Raw genomic sequence first — 21,488 nt, forward strand, 5'->3', positions numbered from 1 at the left:
AGAAGGCGGAAGGCAGAGTGCTGCTCCCCCGCTGAAGTGACTATTTCTTAATAGAACGTTAACAATGCATATGTTGAAGTGGATCCTGCCATGGCTTATAATACCATGGGATGCTGTGCGCGAGGATAAGCATGGACAGGATACTGGGAAATATCGGAAACAAGTTCATAGAAAAGTACCAGCAGCACGTCTCGGGTGACCTTGCCGACGAGCGCGACTATGACTGCAGATACACGCCGTCATGCTCCGAATACACCCATCAGGCCGTAGATCAGTACGGCCTGATTAAAGGCGGAGCCATGGGCTTCATGCGCATCATGCGCTGCCACGGAGGCGCCGAGGGCGGCTTCGACCCCGTTATTGCCGGGGGCGGGGAAGGCGACGGCTTCGTCCCAGCCCATAAGAACTACCAGTATGAGTCAGCCGAGAAGATAATGGCCTATTCGAAAGCCCCGGCGGCCTCACACCACACCACTAAATCCGATGAAGCGCTGCCTGAGAAGAAAAGCGAGCCACAAGGCTTCAGGGAGACTGTGAAGAAGGCGTGGCGCTCATCGGTGGCGGGGGCCTGCAGCGTTGCAGGGGGAATTGCAGGGGGCATGCTTTTTTCGCTGTTGGGAGCCGGGCTGGGCGGATGGCTGGGGACGGCGGCCGGCCGTGACAGGATCGATGACGTCAACGCGAAGATTGCGAAAAACTATTCGCCCGAGTCGGTCTATGGCTTTGCAAAGATAGAAAATGCAGTGGCCAAGCCCTCCTATCTCCTTAATAAATTCATTGAAGCTGAAACGGGAAGCGCCACGGCGGCCCGTGTCGCAGGGAGCTTCATGGGAGGGCCTCTGGGAATTGCCGTAGGAGGCTTTAAGGGTTTTCTGAAGGGCATGAAGACAGGAAGCCAGTATGGCCGTCTCTTTGGCCGCTCACTCACAGGCCGTCATAAGGCCGCTGAGACAACCCCGACGGCAGGGCGCGAGGGCTCTCCGGCGCCGGAGCGCGATGCTTTTACGCCGGCGTCTTCTTTCCTTAAGGAGAGGCCTCTCTTCAGGGTGGGCGGTACCACGGTAGCGCCCCTCGTCAACGGCGATGCCGCCACGGCCATGGCAGAGCTTGTGAAGGAAGCGAAAACCTCGGTGGACATCGAGATCTTCTCCATCAGGAGCGAGGAGATGGTGAAAGTCCTGAAAGAGAAGCTCGGCGAGGGGGTGAAGGTCAGGATCATCAACAATCCTCCGGGCCGCAATGCCGAGGAGATTGAATACCACAAAAAGGCCATAGACGAGCTGAAAGGCGCCGGCGCCGAAGTCATGGAATATCCCCTCTTCAAGTCCGCGTGGCAGTTCAACCATACCAAGCTGATCATAGTCGATGACCATGCGGCCCTCATGGGGAGCAAGAACTGGAGCGACGATTTCAGGATGAAGAAGGATTTCGACGTGGCCTTCCTTCTCACGGGCGACACCGTCGATGAGGCCCGGAGGATTTTCGCCGGGGACTGGAAGGCCTGCGGTGGAAAAACCCCGGAGGTGGCGCACCGCGACGAAAGCCCCGGGGTGGAGCTTCAAGTGAGCGAGCCCTTCCGCTACGATGCAGGAGAGGCTGTCAGGAAGAGCATCAGGGAAGCGGCATCTTCCATAGACGTGGGAATGTACTGGCTCACCGACAAGGAAGTCCTCGGTGAGCTCGTGGAAGCGGCAGAAGAGCGGCATGTGAAGGTGAGGGTCCTCCTCTCCCGGTCTGATGAGAACCGTGCCGCGAAGGAGATCCTTGAGCGCGCCGGCGTCGAGGTGAGAGTGTTCTCGCCGCCCGGGGGGGACGGGCCCCAGAGGGCCTCGTACCACACCAAGATGGCTGTCTTTGACGACAGGAAGGTCGTCGCCGGCTCATGCGACTGGACCACCCAGGCCTTTTACCTCAACCACGAGCTCAACATCGCCATAGATGACGCCGGGGTGGCCCGGCACATGAAGGAGGCCTTCCTGAAGGACTGGGACAGCTTCGGGAAGAAGGACGGCGATTTTGACAGGCGGTTCGAGATGAAGGGCCTCGCCCGCGTCAACGAGCTCCAGAGAAAGATCTCGCAGAAGCTCCCGTCGAGCCTTGCCAAGACCGGAATGATGCTCGCAGGCATCGTGGGATCGGCGAAGCGCCTCTTCCGCAGCGGTCCTGCGATCCCCGGCCCGTCAGAGGGCTTCAGCACAGAGGCGCCGGCTCTCAGGGCGGCAGGAAAGCTTTCCCTGCCGGAGCTCCGCGAGCCCATAAAGATGCAGGCTGTCTCCGGGAAGGGCGCTCTGGAAGCCACGTCCGCCCTCACGAAGATGGAGCTCAACCCCATGATGATGGGAGTCTCAGGCAATGTGCTCGTAAAAAACGCGTCGGGCGGGGCAGAGCTCACCATCCCCGAGGCCTCGTCGATTGCCCGCCAGGTGGCGCGCCAGCTCCTCATCGGGAAGCTCGATTCCCGGAGCGTCACCGAGATAGTCATCGTAGGCGACATGAAAGAGGTGAATGCCCTGCAGGCCAGCCCTTCGGGGAAGGTACACCGGCAGTCCGGCGGGGGCGTGATAATCGATACCGATCCAGAGCAGCCTTTCCGAAGGGTCTATCTGAACAGGAACCTTTTCTCAAAGGACAGGAAGCTCCCTGGCGGCCTGAATCTCTCGGTCTTCAGGAAAGACGATCCCGACAAGGTCACAATCGTGCCGGTCCTTGGGAAGCGCCCCCTGAGCCCCCCCATTGACAAGGATTCCTCAATGTTCTGCGGAGGGCTTGTCTCCATATCGGCAGAGCCGCCCGAAGGCTTCTTCGCCGGCTCGACGGCCCAGGAGATGGCCAGGGCGGGCCACAAGGCAAAGCCCGCCAGAGATGCCGACATCTGGCTTTACCGGGTGCCTGACACCCGGCAGCAGAATTACTTCCAGTTCACCTATCCCAGCGAGGACAGGCCCCTTGACACGCCCAGGGAGGGAAAGTTCAAGATAGCCACGGGCTTCGGGCCCGCAAGCAACCCCCTGTCGGCGGGCACTTCCGAGGCCGATCTGCTGTGGTTCGGCGACGAGCAGCACGGCACGCTGAAAGACTACATGGACACCATTGCGAAGCCCGGCCTCACCGTCGAGGACCTTTACCGGCACCAGGGCTTCGTGCAGCGCCTCTCGCAGAATGAGGTGCTGCTGGGAAGCCCCGATCTCACCCACACGCTCACCAAGCAGGGGTTCAGTGAGCTCGAGACCGATCCCCGGTACTACAGGAAGATTTACAGCCGCGAATACGACGCCTTCCTGAAGGGCCTGTTCCGGGAGTCGTCAGGCGGCCCGCCCGCCAGGACAAGCTACCTGCTTGCCACCTCGCGGGGATGCTCCCAGGGATGCACCATATGCTGCTCCGGCGGCGTCAAGTCATTTCAGTTTTTCGACGGGAAGCGCATCATGACTGAGCTTGAGAAGATCGCCGCGCTGGAGAAGCCGAAGGATGGAGAGATTATCGACATCTTTTTCCTGGACAGCAACCTGAACAACAACGCCGAGCGCATGATCGAGCTTGCCGATCTCTACGAGAAGAGCCCCCTGAAAGGCAAATTCCGCTTCTACTGCCGCCACAGCAGTCCCAACGGCTTCCTGACACCGGGCGAGAATGGCGGCAAGGAGGTCAACAGGGAGCTCGTGGCAGCCTACGGAAAGCTGGGGCTCAAAGAAGTCGTGATGGGCATTGACACTTATGACGACAACAGCACGCTTACCATGAAGACGCGGCGGAACGTGGTGGCCGAAAAAGAGGGAGAGACGCGCCCCACTTACATGGCAGGCGAGATCAGGGAGCTCATCAGGGCCCTCGAGAAGGAAGGACTCACAAGCCGCGGCTTTTACATCACCAACAACCCCTGGGTCACCGATATGGACCGCCTTGACTCCTATTACCACATCATGGCGCTCTGGCTTGAAAATCCCCACTTCTCCATCGACGCGAGAAACAGGGAGGTCCTCCAGCTCAAGCCTTTTGACGGGAGCCCCATCACCGACGTGGCCGCCGGGATGAAAACGAAGGTCCTTGAGAAGGGCCGTTTCGTCGCCAGGGGGCCTCTCGGCGAGCTTGACGAGATGATGCAGTGGAGCGCCTTGAATGACCCGCGGGCCAGGGGAGATGCCGGCAAGGCCGTCGGGCAGTTCAGGGAGGGCATCAGCTCCATCAGGCAGAAGGCCGGGGAGGTCTTCAATGACAGCTCCCGTTCTGCTGGCGACCGCCGCAGGGCCGAGCTCGTGATCCGCAAGATGATAGAGCGGGACAGGGAGCTCTCCGCGATGATGGAGGGCCTTAGCGGAGCAGGGCCGGCGTCGGCATTCCTGAAAGATGCCCGGGCCTTTGCGGAGGCTTACAAGGACCTGCCGCCCTTCAACCCCGCCGATCAGAAGAGCGATTTCCTCTCAGCGGCGCAGACGCTTTTCGACGGCCTCCGCCGCACCCTTCCCCTCAAGATGGAGATGCCGCCGCCTGCCCCTGATCCGGGCAAGCCTGGGTACCGCGGGGAGATTGCATCGCTTGACCCGGGGGATCCCCATACCATCAAGGACCTGGAGCGCTACCTGGAGGACAACCTCGGCGCCGCTGCGATGGAGGCCATAAAGTCCGGCAATGAGCCTTTCGTGATACTTCAGGGCGAGGGGAGCAGGGCTTTCGACGCCATGAAGGCCCGGGGCTGGAAGGTGCTGGAGAAGGTGGAGAAGCGCGAGGGCTTCCACCAGGTCTGCCGCGTCCAGGACGGGGCGGGGAAGGCCATGTATGCCGTCGTGCGCGTCAACGGCGATGACCGCGTCCTCCATATCCAGAGCCTTCTCAGGCTCGCGGGGCTCCCAGCGGACCGACTCAGCACCGCAGGCCGTTACACCCCCGTCAAGGACGATTTCCTGAAAGCCTTCGAGTCTCTTGGCCACGTGCCGGATTACGTGGTGTACGGGATGGGGAAGACGGCGGCGGCGGCCCTGATGACGGCAAAGCCTCTTCACAACGCGAAAGAGCTCGCCGGAGTCTTTTCCGGCAAAAAGCCCGCCGGGGGGGCAGCTCCCCCGGGGAAAGAGCCGGCTCACGACCTGAGCGGCCTTTCAGTGCACGTCATGGAGCTGGAGAACGGGAAGCACCTGTGGTTCCTGCCCCCGCTCTACGGCGATTTATCAAAGGATGTGATGGCGGCTCTCATCGAGCACGGTGCGAAGGACATCACCTTCATGGGCACCTGCGGCGCCGTCAATCCCTCCTATCGGGTGGGGCAGATAGCCACCCCCGTTGAGCGGCTCAGGCCTGACGGAAGCCGTGAGCGCCTCGACTGGCTCGCTCCCTCCCCTGGCGCCACGCCCGGCACTTACACGCGCGTCGCCACTCCCAACCTTGAGACGGTGCAGTGGGCACGGGACACGGTAAAAATCGGGGTGGACACCGTTGAAGTAGAGCTCGGCTATTGGCTCGATGAGCTCAAGAGCCACCCTGAAATAAAGTTTCGTGTGCAGAACGTGGTGAGCGATGTGATCCAGGGAGATCACCATGCCGACATGACCCAGTGGAACAGCCTGAACAATGTCAAGAGCATGGGCGCCATAAGGCGGAGCCTGGAAAAGGGTCTGGGCCTCCCGCCGGAAGAGCTCAGGGTGAAGAGCCTGGAATCCCGCACCATATGCTGATAGAATCGGCAGCCGGCCATTACAGTTGTTTTTCCTGGATCTTCACCCCCTTTTCATAGACCAGGAAGGGCTCGCCGTCTGAGAGGGAGCCGAATATGAAGGTGAGGCCGAGGGGCGCCTTACCTCTTACCGAGAGGGTTCCCAGGCCGTGCAGAAGGTGAAGATGGCAGGCCTCGCAGAGCGTGATGAGATTCCAGGGGTTGTCAGTGCCGCCCTGGGAGCGCCTGATGATGTGGTGCACGTGAAGGTTTCTGCGGCAACGGCAGCCGGGAGCCTGGCAGCGGAACCTGTCACGCCTGAGAATTCTGTGGTGATGGGCCGCCTTGCGGAATTCCCCTTCAGTGGCGAGGTAATCGGCAAGGAGGGATGCGAGGAATCTCTCTTCCGGGAGGATCAGGCCAATGGCAGTCTCGGTGGATTCCTCTGCGGCGGTATGGAGAAAGGCCAGGGCTGCCATGTTCCAGACCTCGTAGAGATCAGCGGGGAGAAAGAATTTGACCATCATGACGCTTGATGCTTTTTGGGCAGAAGTCCCTCCCGGGAGGATGTCCACGAGGAAGGTCTCCTCAGGGCTGGCACCCTGCGGGATAGTGCAGGCCTCCCGGGCTTTTTCGACAACTTCCGGTCCCGCACACAGGGTGGAGTTTTTTTCAATTTTCATCCCGGCCTCACAGGCGAGCATTTCATCGACATCGCTGAAATGTTTCCAGGGCTCCTCAAAGCGCCTGTCGCGGCTCAGCATGAGCTCCTCGTCGTCCGATGAGAGGGGCCATGAAGAAGCAAGCGAGGGGCCCATATACCATGACCCATCGCGTATGATGTCCTGCACCTCCGGAGAAAGGCTGTGGAACCTCTCGTCGGTGAGATAGCGGAAGCCGGGGAGAAGATTGTAGCTGTGGGAAACAAGGCAGTCATATTCCAGAATCCTCGCGCAGCGCCGTGCCTCTTCCCGGAGGTCCACCGTGGGAACACTCGCGGCATAGGCGATCCACTGCGATTCATTCCTGGAATCCACGAGGGGGAGAATGAGCCGCGCCTGCTCCCTGGTGATGGTGCCTTTTTTAAAGGCATCTTCCGTGAGAGAATGGCGGCCGAAGCCCTCGGCGAGTCTGATGAGCTGGCGGGTCTGGGCCATTGAGAAGCCGCACCACTCCCGGGCGTAATCCTCGATGAAGTCAAATCCGAACAGGTGATGGAGCTTCCTTGCCTCCATCGCCCTGAGGAGCATGCCGATTGCCGCATCAAGCCTCTGGCGTATCATTGCAGCCCTGATGAGCCTCCCCGCCAAATCTCTTACAGGGCCCGCATCTATGCTGAAACCGGAGGCTGTCCCTGCCACCTTAGGATGCGACATCCCTGCGCTCCCCATCTCTTCCAGCCACGACGGAAAAAAGATGCTCCACGGCGATTCCCAGGGGTTGTCACCGGTGGCCGCCTGCCTCTCGTCCACCTGCCCGTTGACGGCATCAGGATCGCTGATGTGGTGGTTTCTCATCCGCCTCGGTAAAAGGGGCACCCTGGAGAATATCGGGAGAGAGCCCTTGTCGTCGAGAGGTGACAGACAAAGAGCGGATTTCCCGGAGCCGATCCAGTTGGCAAGGAGCGCCTCGACAAACCCGGCGATGGGCCCGTCATAGTGCTCTTTGTCCCGGAAGAAGGAAAGGGTGAAATCCCAGGTGAGTGCCAGGGTGGGCGATACGCTGAAATGCATCATTGTGCCATCGGCTTCGTCGCCGTCGGAGGCTATTCCGCTCTCAGCGGTATCACAGTGAGCCGAGGAACCTTTTTCGCCGCTACAGGGCATCTGTGTGCTCCGAGAGCCCAGCGCCTTTTTCACATCTCTCTCAAGGCCGCTCACCGAGAGCTTCTGCGCCCTCTCAAGCCACTCCGCCTCGTTCTCAGGCGTGACGACCCTTAAAAGATGCCTGAGGGCGCTCCTGGCAATTTTCCCCTGGAGATATGCCTCCCTGGTGAGGGGAAGGCTGCTTAGAAGCTCGAAGTTGCGCATCAGCTCAGATGCGGTGCGCCCCGAGAACGAGAGATGCTCCACGGCAAAAGAACCGATGGAGCGATACCCTAAATGATCAACTCCTTTCGTCTTGAGATTCACAAGAAGGCCGCCGATGGTGAGGTCAAGCGCCAGGCGGCCGCGAACAGCTTCACAGAGGGTGAAATCTACGCGGGCTGCCCGTTCATCCCTGCTGATAGTGGAGATGGGGGGTCCCCAGGTGATATCCCCGGTGAGCCTTTCCGCTTCGGGAATGAGCCCCTCCCTGGTGATCTTCACGATATGCTCCGGTTTGTACAGGGTCCCCTCGGGAAGCTCATAGGGCTCGGGGAGGAGCAGAAGGTCCTCGTGGTCATGAAGACAGCAGGGATCCGCGAGGTAAAGAAGCTCTTCTTCATCCGGCAGGAACAATGAGTGAGTGGTGTGGGTCTCAAATGTATCCATGTAATAATAATAACATATTGAGAGAAAAAAAGCAAAAGGACCACCCCCATAAAAGCTCATAATGAAGGGGTTTTAAGACCATCGCAGGATACCCCGTGAAGGGCGGAAAAGAGGTGCGGATGACAAAAATGACCCTGAAGGCTCTCAAAGAATCGCCACGGCCTGTTTCTGCACTCTCCCGGTCATTGCCCACGCGGGTGGGGTCACCGTGCGCCCCTCTTGCAGCTGCAGAAAATAATTTTTCGATGGGGAAGCTCTCCCGGCCAACTGGATTTTAGCGTAAACAGTATTTGTCCATGTGGGTAAGAATAAGAAGCAGTGCCCTTGACAAGAGTAAAGGACTATAGAGAATGAGCACATTGTTGCAAAGACGATGTAGTTTCAATCCTTGTTTTTATGGAATCGGCTCTGGGACCAGCCACTCAGATAGATGGGTGCAGGGTAGCCAAGTTTCAATCCTTGTTTTTCTGGAATCGGCTCTGGGACTCACCCAGAGAGCCGGCGCCGCCGTGGATTTTCTGGGTTTCAATCCTTGTTTTTCTGGAATCGGCTCTGGGACAAGCATTACCAGTAGGGCATCCCCGGAGAAGTGGTGTTTCAATCCTTGTTTTTCTGGAATCGGCTCTGGGACAGGTGCACCCCCGCACCATACACCGAGATATGGTGAGTTTCAATCCTTGTTTTTCTGGAATCGGCTCTGGGACGAGAAGACCACGGTGAGCATCAAGGAAATAGATCAGTTTCAATCCTTGTTTTTCTGGAATCGGCTCTGGGACCATGCACAAGAACATCTATCTCGCCCACATTCATCTTGTTTCAATCCTTGTTTTTCTGGAATCGGCTCTGGGACCCCTGCAGTGGGAAACGGCCAATACAAACCCCTATAGTTTCAATCCTTGTTTTTCTGGAATCGGCTCTGGGACCAGGGTTGCCGATAGCCACCCCACTCTCCCGATGCTGTTTCAATCCTTGTTTTTCTGGAATCGGCTCTGGGACTGATACAGGCGGGGTGAAGTATAATATCACTGTCGGTTTCAATCCTTGTTTTTCTGGAATCGGCTCTGGGACACGAGGCACTTCCACGGGGCAGATATTTACATTCACGTTTCAATCCTTGTTTTTCTGGAATCGGCTCTGGGACAAGCATTACCAGTAGGGCATCCCCGGAGAAGTGGTGTTTCAATCCTTGTTTTTCTGGAATCGGCTCTGGGACGGAAACTCACCGGCAACATCCTTGCTGACTATAGGTTTCAATCCTTGTTTTTCTGGAATCGGCTCTGGGACCAGCAGTTGCAGTCGGAAACAACTGCACAGTGTAGTTTCAATCCTTGTTTTTCTGGAATCGGCTCTGGGACCTCATCGATGCCACGAACAGCGCGAATGCCTGGAAGTTTCAATCCTTGTTTTTCTGGAATCGGCTCTGGGACCAGAAGCAGACGTAATGAGCAGAAGGTGGTATCGTGGTTTCAATCCTTGTTTTTCTGGAATCGGCTCTGGGACTGTGTCCTGCGAATCCATCACCCTGGATTATAACAAGTTTCAATCCTTGTTTTTCTGGAATCGGCTCTGGGACTGAACTGAAAAGCCAGTTGCTTCACCGGCATGAAGGTTTCAATCCTTGTTTTTCTGGAATCGGCTCTGGGACATCACGCCTCACCACGGCCATGCGCCTGCTCGCCCGGTTTCAATCCTTGTTTTTCTGGAATCGGCTCTGGGACCGCATTGCCCGCGTGGAGCTTGAGCAGCGATGGGAGTTTCAATCCTTGTTTTTCTGGAATCGGCTCTGGGACAATTCAGAGGGGTGGCAAATGACAGAAAATGAGTAGTTTCAATCCTTGTTTTTCTGGAATCGGCTCTGGGACCAGGTTCTCGATCTCGTGAGCCTGCATGGTCTGGGTTTCAATCCTTGTTTTTCTGGAATCGGCTCTGGGACTGTTGTGCTTGTTGGGATTGGCGAGCAGCCATCTCTGTTTCAATCCTTGTTTTTCTGGAATCGGCTCTGGGACGCAGAAGATACTTTTCAGAGGGGCAGACGAGCCCAGTTTCAATCCTTGTTTTTCTGGAATCGGCTCTGGGACGTGGATAGCCAACTGCGTGAGCGCGGCGATGGCTGGTTTCAATCCTTGTTTTTCTGGAATCGGCTCTGGGACGCCCTGCCCGTGGAATACAAGGCAAATCCCAAGTAGTTTCAATCCTTGTTTTTCTGGAATCGGCTCTGGGACGGGGATTCCAGCATAAAACCACAGCTTTCACCTGGAGTTTCAATCCTTGTTTTTCTGGAATCGGCTCTGGGACTGACCCATGTATCCCCGTAGCCGTAATATATGAGTTTTTCCCCCATTTTACTCGGGGGCTTTTTCCCTGTTTTTTTGTCGTTTGGAGCCTTTTTCTATATTCAAAAAGGGAGACATTGCATCCTTTTTATTATTAAAGATTCCCATCGCAACGCTATTTTTTTGTCAAAGATCATTTATACGCAAATATTTTTGTAACAACAGTCAGCGCAGCGGCTGGTCGATGATGTTCTTTTGGGGTAGTAACCGCTTGTGATTATTTCGAAAATCTCATCAAGGATCCCTTTCGTATTCCGGAAGTCTCCCTCAGAATAAACTATCTCACTTACCTTTGACCCGCCTCTCGTGTAGCATATGAATCCGTGATGGACCGGTTTCCTGTATATCTCCCTGATGAGCATCGCATAGAGCACCGACTGCACTTTGTGAGTCTTGAAGGTATAATCGTTGTACTCTGAATATTTATAATCAAGCGGGCCAGCGCTCCCGTCATCAAAAAAGAGCACTTCGTCAACCTTTCCCCTCACTCTTAAAGCTGGCGAGGCAAGATAGACCGATATTTCCCTGCCCGTGCAGTGAATCTTTTTTCTCAGGTATGAAGTGTTTTCCCGCTCACGGTGCTCATGGAGGGTTCTTCCTTTAAGCACCTTGTAACGGAGCTCCTCATGTTGGGGGATATTGAGACAGTTCATGAAATAGGTGAATCTGGGGCAGTATACGTGCTCAATTACTTCTGAGGGCGTGATCATAGGCATTGACTCGGGCCGTGCAGCTTCCATTTATTACCCCTCTCAAAAAAACATCTCAAGCACCTCGTTAGACACAAGCTTCTTGTCGAAAGCCTGGCCCAGGAGCTTCACCTTTTTGAAATCTTCTTCACACATAGGGAATATATATACGGAGTCGATTTTTTCGTCGATAATGTCATCGCAGAGGAGTGCCAGCTCATCAATCTGGTTCTTGTTGAGAGTGCCGAGAAATACGGACTTCTGTACCCTGTAAAGCCCGAAATTCTTGCATTCCCTGGCAATCCTTGTGCGCTTCTTGTTTTCAACGATATCATAGATGACCCAGACGAGCTTCTCACCCTGCTTCATAGCATTCATCTACCTATTTTATCAGGCTGTTTGCGATCTTGTGGCAGTCAAACTGGATCATATCAAGTCTCTTTATATTTCTTCCCCCATAGCGGATACTCTCGTCGAGGAACCTGCTGAGGGCATCAATAAGCACCGCTTTTCCCTCTTTGTTGAGCGTAAAGCCGTTCTGAAGCCTGTCGAAAAGCTCCACCTTGATATGCCGGCCTGCGAAAAGCTTCACCACAACCTCATCGGCCCATATCCGGTAATTTTCTATGAGGTCAAATACCATTGACTTTTTGTTGTAATGATCAGTATGGATTATTCCCACATAAGGGTCAAGCCCTGCTATGATACAGGCTTTCTCAACCTTGGAATAAAGCACTCCGTAAGCGTAATTGAGGAGAGCGTTGAACTCATCTTTTGATGGATTTCTTGATCTACCGTTGAACCGGAACCTCTCGGGCATAATAAAACTGAGGGCATCGAAATAGATACGGCTTCCGCTGCCCTCCAGTCCCATGATACTCCCCCGGGCTTCATCTATTGTGCCTTCCAGGGAATCTAGCTTCCCTCTGATTTCACGGATCTTGTCAATGTAAGAAGTAATCTCCGCTGAGACATGAGATCTGCTCTGCCTCAGAGTGAGAAGATGCTCAATCTGGTTGTCAAATTTCCGCTTCACCCAATCAAGGGCCAGGGTAAGACCTTCTTCCTTTTCTGAAATCTCAAGCTGCCTTCTGCGGATGAGCGTGGTGCTTCCGAGTTTGCTGTGCCATACGCGGCCAAAAGGATTCCCGAATTCATCAAGAAAAATCACATCGATATTATGATCCATGGCGAGCTTTATAGCATCGGTGGTAATATAAGCGGAAGTGGCAATCATAATGGATGAGATTTTTTTGCAGGAGACTTCAAAGACCTTATCCTCGTTCTTCACTTTAAAGCACTCGCCGTTTTTCTGCAGATATGAACCATAAGTGTTTATTACAAGCTGCATAAGATCTTTCAGGATACCATCAGAATTCTTTTGATTTCGTTCAAAAACGCTTTCCCGTCTTCAACTTTCAGGGTAGCCTGTGGCTCGATGATCTCTTCCTGAATGTCGTAGTCTGCCGTTTCCCTGATTTTTCTTGCATCTATGAGCATTCGATGATATTTCGCTTCTATTCTGCCGGTTTTGACCAATGAATATCCGAAGGCCGATTCTACGGCGGAATGTTTTGTTACCTCTATATGAGCACTCAGCAATATGGCTTTTGCAGCATAGAACATGGAATAATAGATTTTGCTGGCAGCGTCGGAACTGAATCCATTCTTCAGCAGACACTCAGCGGCATCAATTGCCTGTTCAGACTTGGCAATCAATCTTTGTATCTCATCCTTCATATTGCTATCCCTTCTTTTTTCACATTGCGATAAAATGAGAACTCCTTTTCCAATGCAACCTGAAATTGCGATATTGAGCAAATCTTCAGGGAAATAATAGGCTTGAAATCATTATCCCACATAAGCTGGTAGGTGCAGTCTTCCAGTGTTTTCTCATGAGCAGGCGATCTCTCATCAAGGAGCAGCAACACGTCGAGATCGGAATCTTCGTCGGCATCACCTCTCGCCCGGGAGCCAAAGGCGATAAGCTCTCTCACTGCAGCAGGAGTTTCGCTCACAAGTCTTCGCTTCAATTCCAGGAGAAGCTTTCTATCAGTTTCTCGCATGGTGTAAATGTTCTCCAGTCCTCTAAGATATAAGTAAAGTTTTTTGCAATAAAATCGATTTCATGCAAAATATTTTACTCACAATTTCTTCACCACTGTCCCGAACCCTCTGGAAACTGATTTCCCCAGTCCCCAGAGATCTGGGATGGAGAAGTTGACGCTGAAGGAACCGATGAACCCGGTCATCGGAATGCCTTTTAGTGATGTTGGCACTTCTTTGAATCTCGAGAAATCTGCATATATTTGGCCTGGTACTGTATATCCGAGGCTTTTTGAGACTGAGATTATATTGCCGATAAGTATCTTTTCTAACAGACTCTTTCTTGAACCACTCAGACTTGAATTAAAATACTTCTCAAAATTTTTCTCATTCAAGGCTAGCCATGGGGTAATAAAGGAATAATTCTGCAGCTTATCGCACATTTCAAATATTACATACCGAAAATTCAGTTCATTTGCGATAACAGTATAGCTATAGTTCCCAAAGGTAAGAATGTGGGATAATAAATCAAGCCGCGTGAGTACATCTGCTCCGTTTTGAAATCCTATTACCAGACATTCTCCTTTAAGAATTTTATACTGGATGAAAGGATAAGTATAAGTCAGGCTCCCATCTTCACGATGCTGATGTAAAAGAACTTCATCGGGATAGAGACGGGCAATGGCACCTCTTAGATCCTTCACTTGAACGCACTTCTCCAGTGGACGGTCGAATACAATTTTAAGAATAGACTGGGATATTCTGATGCTCATAGTATTTTCACCACATCATCGGGTTCTTCATAATAATTCAGGCCGTACTCCTGAGAATATAAAGAATCTTTCAGAAGCCAATTACCCAGATATTCTTCAGCAATCTCGCCAGGTTCGAATCCTGTTTTCGCATATAAGCTTATGGATATTCTTGCTATCCTTCCTGCAAGTGCCCGCCAAGCCTCTCTTCGCTTCCACCTATCCTTTTCCTCATTAGCGTGTTTCATTGCTTCTCTTAGATCGGGATCCAACTTGATGACAATGAATTCATATTTCTCATTCTCCAAACCCCGTAGAAGAGTTTTCACCGATTCACTATCCCTCATTTTTGCGAATTTCTCAAGGTAGCTATTTCCAGTATCTTTCTTTCTTGTCAACTGTTCAAAATATTGCTCAGAAAAGGTCAGGATGTCTTTCTCTTCAATATCTGTCATCCCTTCAAGCACATGCCAAGTCACCTGTAAATGCACTTCATCATAGATCATTTCCGAATAGCGTTTTCCTTTTTGATTTATCAGATCCACTATCTCCACCAATGCTTGTTCCGGAAATCTTTCATTTCTGTTACATCGCCCTGCAATCTGAATAATATTGTCTAATGGAGCAAAATCACGAATGACATGATCCATGTCAATGTCCACCCCAGCCTCTATGCATTGTGTTGATACCACGATGCAAGGTTTCCCTTGCTTAATAATCCCAATTTTTTCCAGTCTGTCCATAGGGGTCACATCAGCACTGAGAAACAATAGAGGTATATGGGAATATTCATCAGGCCAATTCTGCAAGAGACTATCACGAATAAAACGTGCGCTGCTTCTCGTATTGAGAGTGATAAGGATTCTCTTGCCCTCGCGCAGCCATGTGCATCTCTCTGAAAGAAGCTCCTTTGCAAAGTCGCAGATCCTTTGTTTCTTTTCTTGGCGGAACCGCAATCTGTAACGGTTACACTTTTCGAAATATTTCTTATAATTTTTAATAAGTGGCATGGCATCTTGTATAATTGAAGGGAGAGTCGCAGACATTAACAAAAGGCTGGTATTTCCTTGATTCATCAGTACCTTCATTATTTCTTCAAGGGGCTTCCAGAGTCTGCATGGAAGTGATTGGACTTCGTCCATTACAATCAATGCATCGCACAGATTATGAAAACGCATCTGATATCGGGCTTTAGGATCAATAAGAGTCAACAGAAACTGATCATAGGTGGTGATTACCAATTCTGATCGCCATGTATCGATAAAGAAATGCTCTGTCTCTCCTTCTAGCCCAGCGCCATATTTTCTGTCTGATAATGAATGGCTTCCAAGCAGCCACGTCCCATCTTCACTTTCGCCGGAATTCCGGAGAAGTTCCTTATATTCTCTTATCGTTTGGTCGATTATAGAGAGAAAGGGCAAGACAATAATTGCTTTGGGGATTACTCCATTTGAATTGAATTTTTCGCGAAGCCTTAAAAGCCAGGTTGCAGAGAGAAGGGTTTTGCCTGTTCCTGTTGGTGCCGTAAGACTGAAAATCCCGTTTGTCTGGATTTTATCAATTGTCGATACCATCTCATTGCGTATCGATTGTCTTATATGATCATTTTTGCATTTATCGAGTGTGCCAATCCTGTTCTCAACCCACTGAGAATTCCAAATTCTCTGAACTCGGTTAAGATAATGCCCAGGATTTTTCACAGCCAGCAATGCCTTATCGCCTTCGAGGAGAACTGAAAAAAGAAACTGCATTTTCAGTCTTAGTGAAAGTGTTTCTTCAGTTGAAAGCTTCTCAAAAGCTGGAAGGACATTATCATCTAGATAGATCAGTGCTTCTTTCCAAGGCCGTTCTTTGTTAATAATGCTTGCAATGTCGATATCTGTGTGTTGATATAAGGCATCTATTAGTAGATCAACGATTTGGCTCTTCAATAATTTTGCAATATCGCCGATTCCAATCTCACGTAGATTTTCAAGATACGGCACACCTTTATGGTGGCCAAAGACACAGGTGGAAATGATCAGTGTGTCTTGGAATTCCCATTTATCTCTTTTTGCGAGTAACAAGACAATAAGTAGTGACAATGGGGTATGGGCCTTTTTCATGCGGTCTCCTCGAAAAGCGATAGGATCCTTTATATAATCCTGAAAAGCAGAGGTTCCCTTTCCCATATCATGAAGCTTGACAATCTTTCTCAGAAGTTCTTTGTTTCGAGCAGTAATAATTCGGGGAGAGTGCTTGCCGCAAAGGCTATCAACAGCACATTGAACTTGTGCAATATGTTCTTGCAGTTGAAGATCCGGATGAGAATTCAGATCTATCATAAGAACATCAAATTCTTGTCTGCTACTCGATATGCATGCTTTGTATTAACAGGCACGGGCTTCGCATCACGCTCGATATAATAAGCGCAGTGAGAGAAGATTCGATCTTCTGTTACCGTTCTTGGCATATTAAGAGCATGGAGGGCCAATTGCTTTCCAAATACCTGTTCCATATCAAGTCTGGCCAGATTACGCTGGAAAACTGTATTAATAATATAGTCCCCTTCTGGTAGCACATTGCTCTCATGAGTGTTAATATATTCAATATCTGCGAGCATCTCTGAAAGCCCGAGGCTCGGTGAAAAATGCCATCTTCTTTCTTTTAATCTATTTTTCAAATCCTCATGATGAGGGGAGGGGAGTGAGACCCATATTGTATAATCAGGATTTAGGAGCCATTCCTGAAGAATAAGTGTAGCTTTCTCCGGTGCTGTGTTTCTCTCTACCCTTTGAGAGCATTTCACGGTGTATGGCAGAGGAACAGGCGGATCCTTTCTGAGTTTCACTCTATGCCAATGAGTTTGTGGTATTTTTCCCGAAATTGCAATCTGGGCAAATTTCTCAGATGCCTGAGGTAAGTCAAGAGTAGTCTGTTCCAAGATAATCTGTGGTTCGTCCTTTTTTATTCCACAGATCGCTCCCAGCATTCCTAAAATAGCTGTTCTTGGGGGAACAGGATAGCTCAATGCACTTGCAGAAGCCTCCGCCCTGAGGAAATGTGCAGTTCTTCCTCGCACACGGAACTCTATCAACTCCATTTATATCCCCCCAGATTTATCGATATTCTCCATATCGAATCTCTGCCATCCATCAGGTAACTCCGGAATAAATCTAATATCCGGTGAACAAGCATAGCGGATTTTTGCAGTCTTGTCTTTTCTTTCTTCTAGCCGAGAAAATAATTTTGAGAGATCCACTGTGTAATCTTCCGGACCGGCCCACTCCTTTTCATCTTTGTTATTGACTGCTTTCATTTTTATATAGTCATGAAGCCTGCCGAATTGAAACTCCTCTCCAGGTTTGTACGAAATATCCACAAGGAGATGAGGTATCTGCCCTACCTTTGTCCGGGTGTTTCCACAGGTTCTTACTCCATGCCATAAGGCTTTTAATAAAAAATTATAATCAGCATCATTCATTTTTGAAAGCTTTGCGGAATGTTCATTGGCCACACCAGAAAAGGCAATGAGCGCATAACGAAGACCAAAATAGGTGGTAAACGTGCCTGCTGACTTGTCCTGGCCGCTTGCAAATATTGATGTTCCATGGATATCAACTTCCTCTGCTTTGTGAAGCACTTCACCCATGTTGAGCTGGACCGCCCCGGTTAGAGTTTTAGGGATAGGCTTCCAATCAGCTTTTCTTGTATTCTCTGAAGTTTCTTCTTTCGCTTCCTTAAAGGCGAAAGAACTACCGAAAAGCCTCGCGTCGATAAAGGCATCTAAAAGAATGGCGACAAGCTCCTCGCCGTTCGCTTCATTTTTATTATGCTTTTGAAGATGATCGATGACCCGTCCTGTCAAATTGGTAGTCTTTCCTTCAATATTATCAACCAGGATTTCTTTTCCCTGAATTTTCATAAAATCTCTTGCGAAGCGCTTTAAACGAACGTCGGTTATATAATGAGTCCCGTCAGGCAACACGCGTGGTCTGTTTTCATCAGGATCTCCATTAGGATTTCCCATTTTTATGTCATATAGAAACAGAAACTCATGCCTTTGTGAAAGAGTCGCTTTTTCCATGGTTTACTCCTTTTTCGATAGAATTATTTTTGTAAGAGACTGCCCCAGTAAAAGATAATAATTTGTAGGCACTTCCTCAAGTATTATGGTATCTCCAAGTATCACCCCGAGCGCTCCAATCTCTTCTATAAGTGCCCTTACCTCCTGACTTTTTTCTGTTTCATATGCAAGAAGCTTTTCCCTGATTTTGATATATAATCCCGGTAGATCCCGGCCCTTCAATGTAAGATGTTTGAGCCAGGTAAGCGCATTCGCACTCACATTCACACCCCTTGCACCCTGGACTTCCAGAATTTTTCCATAGAGTATCCCCAATAGAAAAGCATATGCCTTCTGATGAGTATCAATACCGCTTTCTGATCCGAAATATGGCTTCAGTTTTTCCATTTTCGGCTGGAAGTAGCTTTCTTCCATTCTCATCACCTCCGTTTTCTTGAAATAATATAACCACCAGCACAAATGCTTTACCCATCCTGCAGCTGTAATGAAAATTTCACCGGTTTTTTTCTTCCCCTCATTGAGAAGTCCATATTCAGAACCGTTTTCGACGGCATCCGACCAATAACATCGCGCGGTTATCATAATTTCATCCCAGAAGCGAGAAAGAGGAATCTCTTTCTTATGATACAGGCTTGAAGCAATAATCCGCCTTAACTGCCTTAATTTCATGCTTGCGTTCATGCTCTTGACTTTTTTACCGCCTGGGCGGCGGAATAGATCGTATAATGCTGTAAGAGAGAGGTTCGCACGAAAATCACCCGAGAGAAAGTAATTTGGGAAAATTGGATGGGTCCACTTTTGAGATTCTTCATTGATATTTGATAACTCTCTAAGGCGTGATGGAGGTACATTTGTGATCATACCTGTTATATCTTCCAGATTCTGACCAATTGACGCCCATAGAAATGTGAAATTCATCAGGCTCTTTTCTTCCTTGAGTCTGTCCAGTATGGTTATTTCCGCTTCTTCCACATCAGAAGTGGTTGTTTTGATGTAGTCTTTTACATACCTCCAGATTTTTCTTCTCTCTGAGTAATCAATGGATGCATATGGTATTACAAGAGCATCCTCACCTGCTATCGGTGTGATAAAAGGATTTTTCTTGTCATTATCTTTCTTAAGAAAATGATATTTATAAATATAGAGCAGGTCGGCACAGGCATTGCACAAAGCATACTTTTTCCATGCGTTATGTGTGCCGATTTCCGAAAAAGCTCCTGCCCTGTCAATGTTACTGATGTTAATACCAGCTCCCTTAAGAGCATTTGGATATATTGTCACATTGTCATGACTACACAATGGACAAGTACGGTTATCACTGGCTTGAGCTTCATTGGTTACATATTTTGTCCCACATAGTTTTTCTTTCATAAGATATTCGATATATTCTCTTCTCTGACCAGGAAAGTTTCCATTTTTATCTTTCACCGTGAGGAATACTGGTTGTTTCTGAGGACCGATTCTATCTACGGAAGCTTCTAAGAGAGTTTCATATCCCTTTCCCCCCCAATTTATGATCTCATTGTCCTTGAGCTTTAGTTTGGGGCGTTCCAGAATCGATATGATTTCTTCAAAATAACCAGACCATGGCTGTTTTGCCGATGCAATCTCCTTAAATGAATTCAGTGTGGTTGAAAGAATTTTTGCAGTAGGACCAGCACCTTTTTCTTTGCTATAGCTGCGCTTTAATACCGGCCCGACTTGAGCTGCCTGGGAACCTGATGGTCTCATAAAAGGAAGCCAAGCTGCTTTTTCCGATGTCATTTCTTCTTTGAAAAGTGTCACAATATCATCTTTTTCTGAATATTCAAGCGAGAATATCTCTTTTAGATTTTCACTTCGCTCAACAAGAAACGGAAATAGAATCTCTGGCTTTGTTTCTCGTATTTCAGTGTACCAATCTTCAACGCTATATGGAGGATTATTCTTGTCACCGATCTCTTCGAAGAGATAATCCAATGCCAAAATTCTCATCGCATCGAGCATTTTTTTCTCCAATTATAAAATTGATTAATCAATGTAGCTCTCTCAAAAGACATTACCTAAAGGAAATGATTCTGTCTTGATTATTGTAAGAAGTAGGATAAGATGGATATTCGTTTTCTGATACATCTGATTTGACATAAAGTGAGTGAACTCCTTTTCGTGTTTGATTCCTATTCTATCAACCTCCACTGACACATGCATGTCAGCGCCTCAAAGACTTTTCATCTTTATTAAACCTTCCTGGTCGAAAAGTTACAGCTCGGGAGGAAAATTTTCAGGAAAACCTGAGGGGATTGATAAATCCTCAGGAGTGTTTCTAGCGGGCCTTTTCCGCCAGGAGGCCGGGAGAAGGGGTCCCAGTGATCCTGAGCGTGTGCCCATAGAAAAAGGAGGTAACCCTTCAGGCGGTGAATGCTCACAAGAGAGCCTTGTATTGATATGGCGGACGGGACGCACGGCGGGGAAATCAGCGGGAAAAAAGGAGGCATGCGGGCCGAAATGAAGGAGCGCTGTTTATTCAACCAGAGAGTGGAGATGTTATTTGCCCGTTTCAATGAGCCGGTCATTCCGATTGAGTCCCTGCAGAAATGGCTCGGCCTTTTTGAAGAGGGGGACAAGCCCGCCGCCCTTGCCCTGCTGGAAACAATAGAATTTCATTCCCAGCCCAGGCTCATCAGGGAGACCAGGCTTCTCCACGCCCAATTGCAGGAAAGGCTTGCCGCAGGAGGTTTTGATGAGAAGGAGCTCACGGATGTTGATTTCAGCCGCGAATTCACCTGCAAAAGCGGCGATGTCGTGTCATATATTTACAGAAAAGCGAACCTCATCCCGGCAGTTGACTTCAAGACTTTAGACAGACTTGCATGGCAGACTGAAAAGCATGCGCCAGACCATGATAACCGCGCTCTCGTGATACTCGATGACTATATCGGCACGGGCTCACAGTTCATTTTCCAGTTTATCGGAAAAGATGTGGAAGACATCGAGGTGCTCAACAGCTACAAAAAAATCTACCTCGCATGCTATATTGTCCATGAGAACGCCCTGGAAAAATTCAGGCTGTTGAGAGACGGAAAAATTGAAGAAGCGCTGAGGAGAGAAGAAGAGCAGTTCCCCGACATTGATTTCAGCGGGGAAGAGGAAAGCCTGCGCAGGGCCCTCCGGGAGCTAGACTGGAAGAACATTGAACTGGTGTATCTTGAAGTGGACAGGCCTTTGCTGTCGGATTCAAATAACCGGCTCAGTGCCGCTGACAAGAGAAGCATCCAGAGCCTCCTCGACAAGTTCCGGCATGAAGGCTATTCAGGGACTTCCTCCCTTATGGGCCATCACACGTTTTTTTACGGGGCTCCCAACTCGCTGCCGGAAATTCTCTGGCCCCTCTTCAGGCGCATTGAAGACTTGAGCATCTATACAGGCGGCACGGAGAAGCTTATCGCCGTGACCGGCAAAGTCACCAGATACAGTATTGAGGATATTCCATAAGCGGCTCCCCTGT

General features: G+C 50.1%; 13 protein-coding genes and 1 CRISPR repeat array. Of the genes, 2 read left to right on the top strand and 11 right to left on the bottom strand.

The genetic code is table 11. The annotated features are described in order from the left end of the window. Positions 1-131 precede the first annotated feature (131 nt). The gene (yidD, locus tag RDV48_25335) at positions 132-5,666 is read left to right on the top strand and encodes a membrane protein insertion efficiency factor YidD (protein MDQ7826151.1); all 5,535 of its coding nucleotides are present in this window, start codon (positions 132-134) and stop codon (positions 5,664-5,666) included. A 19-nt stretch (positions 5,667-5,685) separates the two neighbouring features. On the opposite strand, the gene RDV48_25340 is transcribed toward yidD, so the two are convergent. From RDV48_25340 to RDV48_25390, 11 genes are all read right to left on the bottom strand, one after another. Further along, positions 5,686-8,118: an HNH endonuclease signature motif containing protein gene (locus RDV48_25340; protein MDQ7826152.1), complete on the bottom strand. Its 2,433-nt coding sequence runs from the start codon at positions 8,116-8,118 to the stop codon at positions 5,686-5,688. 378 nt (positions 8,119-8,496) lie between these two features. Beyond that, a CRISPR array of direct repeats spans positions 8,497-10,413; the repeat unit is 37 nt; unit sequence GTTTCAATCCTTGTTTTTCTGGAATCGGCTCTGGGAC. Between the two features lie 175 nt (positions 10,414-10,588). Next, on the bottom strand, positions 10,589-11,191 hold the full coding sequence (gene cas4 / locus RDV48_25345; protein ID MDQ7826153.1) for a CRISPR-associated protein Cas4: 603 nt from the start codon (positions 11,189-11,191) through the stop codon (positions 10,589-10,591). Between the two features lie 12 nt (positions 11,192-11,203). Continuing rightward, positions 11,204-11,509 carry a CRISPR-associated endonuclease Cas2 gene (gene cas2, locus RDV48_25350; protein MDQ7826154.1) on the bottom strand — a complete coding sequence of 102 codons (306 nt, stop codon included), beginning with the start codon at positions 11,507-11,509 and terminating at the stop codon, positions 11,204-11,206. Positions 11,510-11,522: 13 nt separating this feature from the next. After that, positions 11,523-12,491, bottom strand: a complete 969-nt coding sequence (cas1, locus tag RDV48_25355; protein ID MDQ7826155.1) for a CRISPR-associated endonuclease Cas1 — start codon at positions 12,489-12,491, stop codon at positions 11,523-11,525. 8 nt (positions 12,492-12,499) lie between these two features. After that, positions 12,500-12,880, bottom strand: a complete 381-nt coding sequence (locus RDV48_25360) for a HEPN domain-containing protein (protein ID MDQ7826156.1) — start codon at positions 12,878-12,880, stop codon at positions 12,500-12,502. Continuing rightward, entirely contained in the window at positions 12,877-13,206 is a 330-nt protein-coding gene (locus RDV48_25365; protein MDQ7826157.1) for a nucleotidyltransferase domain-containing protein, read from the bottom strand. The genes RDV48_25360 and RDV48_25365 overlap by 4 nt, the downstream gene beginning before the upstream one ends. A 78-nt stretch (positions 13,207-13,284) precedes the next feature. Then, a complete protein-coding gene (locus tag RDV48_25370) occupies positions 13,285-13,959 on the bottom strand; it encodes a CRISPR-associated endonuclease Cas6 (GenBank protein MDQ7826158.1) in 675 nt (224 codons plus the stop codon). Beyond that, on the bottom strand, positions 13,956-16,262 hold the full coding sequence (cas3, locus tag RDV48_25375) for a CRISPR-associated helicase Cas3' (GenBank protein ID MDQ7826159.1): 2,307 nt from the start codon (positions 16,260-16,262) through the stop codon (positions 13,956-13,958). The genes RDV48_25370 and cas3 overlap by 4 nt, the downstream gene beginning before the upstream one ends. Further along, the gene (gene cas5b, locus RDV48_25380) at positions 16,259-17,020 is read right to left on the bottom strand and encodes a type I-B CRISPR-associated protein Cas5b (protein ID MDQ7826160.1); all 762 of its coding nucleotides are present in this window, start codon (positions 17,018-17,020) and stop codon (positions 16,259-16,261) included. The genes cas3 and cas5b overlap by 4 nt, the downstream gene beginning before the upstream one ends. Continuing rightward, positions 17,021-18,004: a type I-B CRISPR-associated protein Cas7/Csh2 gene (cas7b, locus tag RDV48_25385; GenBank protein MDQ7826161.1), complete on the bottom strand. Its 984-nt coding sequence runs from the start codon at positions 18,002-18,004 to the stop codon at positions 17,021-17,023. It lies immediately after the preceding gene. A 3-nt stretch (positions 18,005-18,007) separates the two neighbouring features. After that, a complete protein-coding gene (locus RDV48_25390) occupies positions 18,008-19,990 on the bottom strand; it encodes a TM1802 family CRISPR-associated protein (protein MDQ7826162.1) in 1,983 nt (660 codons plus the stop codon). 498 nt (positions 19,991-20,488) lie between these two features. Between RDV48_25390 and RDV48_25395 the strand changes: the two genes are divergently transcribed. Beyond that, complete coding sequence (locus RDV48_25395) at positions 20,489-21,475, top strand: hypothetical protein (protein MDQ7826163.1); 987 nt, start codon at positions 20,489-20,491, stop codon at positions 21,473-21,475. The last annotated feature ends 13 nt before the right edge of the window (positions 21,476-21,488 follow it).

The organism is Candidatus Eremiobacterota bacterium, assembly GCA_031082125.1.
Lineage (GTDB): Bacteria > Vulcanimicrobiota > CADAWZ01 > CADAWZ01 > Ess09-12 > Ess09-12.